Source organism: Lentilactobacillus diolivorans DSM 14421 (assembly GCF_001434255.1).
GTDB lineage: Bacteria > Bacillota > Bacilli > Lactobacillales > Lactobacillaceae > Lentilactobacillus > Lentilactobacillus diolivorans.
Map to the genome: position 1 here is coordinate 1 of NZ_AZEY01000089.1, position 215 is coordinate 215.

A 215-nucleotide genomic window follows, 5' to 3' on the forward strand; every position below is an offset into this window, starting at 1 on the left:
CCACAGTAAAGCTGTGCACCGGACCATTAAAAGTGGTTAGGAACTTAGTTAGTGCTTCATTAACAGTCGCTGTCGTCCGATCTTTTAACCGGTATGCCCAAAGGAACCGTGATTTGCGATCGATTAAAGTTAATAAAACTGCCTTACTATGCCCACGAGGACCAACGACTGTATCTAGTTCAAAATCGCCGATGCGATTACGTTGATTAATCATC

General features: G+C 43.3%; 1 pseudogene. It reads right to left on the reverse strand.

The annotated features are described in order from the left end of the window. Positions 1–215, reverse strand: a pseudogene (locus FC85_RS09560) (IS30 family transposase); the annotation flags it as partial.